Here is a 4,122-nt window from a genome sequence, read left to right as displayed (position 1 = left end):
TAAAGCGCCTGTCACTGAAACCACTTGGAACTTACACCGTCGCAGAAAGCTGACCAAAAACACCCAATAAACCTTTTGGAAAGGCAATGTCACAAGGCTGACTTTCAACAAGTACATTCGCGTCTGAAACGGCAAAACAAAACCACAACATTAACAACCAAACGAAACTTCAGCAAACCACAACCAGACAAAAATCGAGCAAAATTGCATAATTCATTAGCCCTAAATTTTCTGCCTTAGCTACGTTTTTCCCACTGGCAACTAACGCCCAATTAAGGGGTGAGCAACGCTACCACCCAACCTAAAACATTGTGCCATAAACACTAAACTTGAAGTAGAAGCAAAAATGCCAAGCGTTGGGAATCCCTCTTAAATTGTTTGTTATACGCGTACTTCCGACCAAACTGCGAACTCATTACCGCTTGGCTCGTGAAAGTGAAAACGACAGCCACCGGGAAATTCAAATATAGGACGAACTATTTCACCGCCACTTTGAACAACTTTATCCAATGTAGATTCTATATCCGCACTGTAGAAGACCAAAAGAGCACCACCAGTCTGTGTCTGGCTGCAAGAGTCTGCTTTAAAGAAACCACCGTCTAAACCCTGATTGGAAAATGCTGTATATTCAGGACCATAATCAACGAAATCCCAACCAAAAACTAAAGAGAAGAATGATTTTGTTGATTCCAAATCCTTTGCGCCAAATTCAACATAATTTAGCTTTTCATGCTGATTCATTTCCTGCCCCTTTCTCATTTTACCGAAAAGCGTATAACGCCGCGTTAAGGGGTGAATACCGCTTAAACCAACTCTCCGCAGACCACCTTCACCACCAAAACTCACTGCATACCAAAAGTGCCACGCGGCATGAATCCCTCTTTAACGCTTTGTTAGGGCTGCGGTTGGAGCGACTGCTTTTCTTTCAAGTAAAGATACAGTGGCAACCCAAACGATACTCCAACTGACAAAGTTCCCAACACAGCAAAATAGCGATACTTCACTTTATGTCTTTGGCCGTCCACCACGATAAAACCTAATAAAGCAATCGCCGCTACCAAAACATCAAGCCAAGCAAAAATACTAATGGGGCTTGCCACCGCTTCACGGAACAAAAGACCAATGTCTAAGCCATGGCTAACTAGCCAAGGAACAAACGCCCCGTACGGGAGCAATATACCCAACAAAGTAAGAACCAGATAAAACCTTACCATTTCGCCATCCTTGCACATTTTTCGTAGTAAGCCCTAACGCCCAATTAAGTAGCCCGAAACGCCCTGGCTAACCTTCCGCATTCTTCGGTAACACCAAACCCGACGCAAACCAAAATCGCCGAGCGTTGAGGGTCTGCTTGAATTGCTTGTTAGGTGTGTAACCCGAGAGTTCATCATTTCCAGCCTTGGAGCCATTTACTTTGGTCTTTAAGCTCTACCCAGTTAATTGAGTACTCTTTATTTGAAAGCACCGCTTCAACTTTACACACCAAAACTGAACCATCTTCATCAAACTCTATCTCTGACACGAGGAAATGCTTTTCTCGGTTGAGAGGGCTCACCGCTGTCCACTTACTGTTGTACAACTTGGCAGGGTTAATTTTATTCATAGTCACTCCATAAAACTCTGACTTTGCCCGATTTTTACGATGTGACAATTGAGCGAGTTCACTAATCTATGATTTCTAAGAAAAAACACCTAACGCCGCGTTAAGTAGTGAGCAACATTACCACCTAACCTAAACCATTGTGCCGTAAACACTAAATTCAAAGCAAACTGAAAATGCCTAGCGTTGCGAATCTGCCTTAAACGCCTTGTTAGTTGCCATTCTTAACCTTTGATTTCCCGTTCATTTCCACTTTGCCAACACCGTTTTTGAGCGCTTTGAAAAACTCAAATCAGGCGCAGTTTTAAAGCGCCTGTCACTGAAACCACTTGGAACTTACACCGTCGCAGAAAGCTGACCAAAAACACCCAATAAACCTTTTGGAAAGGCAATGTCACAAAGCTGACTTTCAAAAAGTAAATTAGCGCCTGAAACGGCAAAACAAAACCACAACATTAAACATCGAACACAGCTTCAGCAAACCGCACCCAGATACAAAACCGAGCACAATTGCACAATTCATTAGCCTTAATTTTTCTGCTTTAGCTGCGTTTTTCCCACTGGCAACTAACGCCCAATTAAGGGGTGAGCCACGCTACCACGACACCCAATTTGGGCACCGTAAACACTGAATTACACTCGAACCAAAAATGCCAAGCGTGGGGAATCCCTCTTAAATTGTTTGTTATATTCGTTGCTTGACAGTACCTAGAATATCAAAAACTTCTGTCCCGTTTTTGAACTTGTTATCAATTTCATATGCCATCAGTTCAAGGGGAGCATTGTGGTAACCTAAAGTGCTAACCTCACTAATATAGCGCGTAATAAAACCTTGAACTCCCAATATTGACCATTGGGCAACATGAACTAATTCGTGAACGTGAAGAGCTAGGTTGTTCGCGACATGAGGCTTAACGAAATACAAATTCTTGTATGTTATGCCGTCAACCTCCATATCAATAAATGCATTCAAAAAAGGATCAGACGAAGAAATCTGTGGCTTAGGAATATCATTAGTCACTACAAAGTAGCTGTTTTCCAAAAATTCTTCTGGATAATACCCTCTTAAATGAGAAGCAAATTCTGAGCACTTCCGTGCGTGAGGCATATATTGAGCCACTGTGAACTCAATCCATTGTGATACTTCGTTAATCATTTTTCCTCCAAGAATATAACGCCCAATTAAGTAGCCCGAAACGCACTGGCTCACCATCCGCATGACGCCGTAAACACGAAACCCGACGCAAACCAAAAGTGCTAAGCGTTGAGGGTCTGCTTGAATTGTTTGTTATGTTTTACCACAAATGACTGATTTATTTGGCAAAGAACTGCTTTGTTGACCTCATTTCAAGAAGTCAGTCACATGCCAAACCTTACTTGGCCGCCAGATGCACGAAACACCAATCGCGTAAGTCCACTTCCCTGCCCAATGAGGCAATCCGACTTCGCCTCAACAAGCGCCCTCTCTTTCCAACCACAGCGCAGAACAATGGCAAATTGCCGAGGCAACTGCCAAGCCGACATGCTACTTGGCAAATAACGCCGCATTAAGGGGCAGCAACGCGCTGCCACCAGACTTAAATTTAACACCGTAAACACAGATGCCAAGATTTAAACCAAACTCGCCACGCGTTGACTGTCCCTCTTGAATGCTTTGTTAGTTGCCAAACCTAACGCTTTGATTTGAAGTTAATTACCGCTTTGCCAACACTTGCTTTACGTATTTTGGAAAACTCAAATCAGGCGCAGTTTCAAAGCACCTGTCACTGAAACCACTTGGAACAAACAGCGCCGTAGAACACGACCTAACAACACCAAAAAAGCTCTTTTGAGAAGACAATATTACAAAGCTGACTTCCAGAAAGTAAATCAGTTTCTGAAACAGAAAAATCAAACCGCACAAGAAACCAAAGAACGACTTTCACAAACCCAAATAACTATAAATTGAAATAAGAAAGCCTAGCCAAAAACACACGAACATTAGACCTAAACATTCTGCTTTAGGTACGTTTTTCCTCGTTGGCAACTAACGCCGCGTTAAGTGGTGAGCAACGCCAACCACCCTGCCTAAACCATTGTGACATTAACACTTAACCCAAAGTAAGCTGAAAATGCCGAGCGTTGGGAATCCGTCTTAAACGCATTGTTATACGATTACTTTAGGAAGCCCGATATTAGGTCTTTGATAGCAGACAAAGATGCTTTGAAATTCAACCAAGATACCGAGCCTGAAGCGAATGCCAGAGCCCATACCCAACCTTGATTAGTTGTACCGTTGAACACAGAGTCAGCAAAAAGCAAAGAAACAATAAATCCACCGACTATGCCCTGCAAAACCCATACAAACAACCAGACCACCCTTTTCTTAGTGACGTCATCATTAAGTACTTCAGCATCAGGAAAATTTAATTGATCTTTGTTATCCCCAAGCAACTTTTTTAAAGCGCAGCCGAGCGCTGTAATCATACCGGCTAATACTGAAACGCCAAAATATATAAATGCTTCCAATTTTTCACTCCTTA

General features: G+C 42.6%; 5 protein-coding genes. All 5 read right to left on the bottom strand.

What is annotated here, in order from left to right; all coding sequences use genetic code 11:
- Nucleotides 1-381 precede the first annotated feature (381 nt).
- A complete protein-coding gene (locus BS19_RS14910; RefSeq protein ID WP_038176319.1) occupies nucleotides 382-741 on the bottom strand; it encodes a VOC family protein in 360 nt (119 codons plus the stop codon).
- 152 nt (nucleotides 742-893) lie between these two features.
- Nucleotides 894-1,214, bottom strand: coding sequence for a DUF2834 domain-containing protein (locus BS19_RS14905; RefSeq protein WP_038176317.1), 321 nt, complete (start codon nucleotides 1,212-1,214; stop codon nucleotides 894-896).
- Nucleotides 1,215-1,387: 173 nt separating this feature from the next.
- Nucleotides 1,388-1,603 carry a TIGR02450 family Trp-rich protein gene (locus BS19_RS14900; protein WP_038176315.1) on the bottom strand — a complete coding sequence of 72 codons (216 nt, stop codon included), beginning with the start codon at nucleotides 1,601-1,603 and terminating at the stop codon, nucleotides 1,388-1,390.
- 682 nt (nucleotides 1,604-2,285) lie between these two features.
- On the bottom strand, nucleotides 2,286-2,756 hold the full coding sequence (locus BS19_RS14890; protein WP_038176313.1) for a hypothetical protein: 471 nt from the start codon (nucleotides 2,754-2,756) through the stop codon (nucleotides 2,286-2,288).
- A 998-nt stretch (nucleotides 2,757-3,754) separates the two neighbouring features.
- On the bottom strand, nucleotides 3,755-4,122 hold a 368-nt coding region (locus tag BS19_RS14885; RefSeq protein WP_038176312.1), incomplete at its 5' end, for a hypothetical protein.

The sequence above is a fragment of the Vibrio pacinii DSM 19139 genome (genome assembly GCF_000711795.1).
GTDB lineage: Bacteria > Pseudomonadota > Gammaproteobacteria > Enterobacterales > Vibrionaceae > Vibrio > Vibrio pacinii.
The sequence above is the reverse complement of the archived record's forward strand: the minus strand, read 5'-3'. Positions and strand labels throughout refer to the sequence as shown.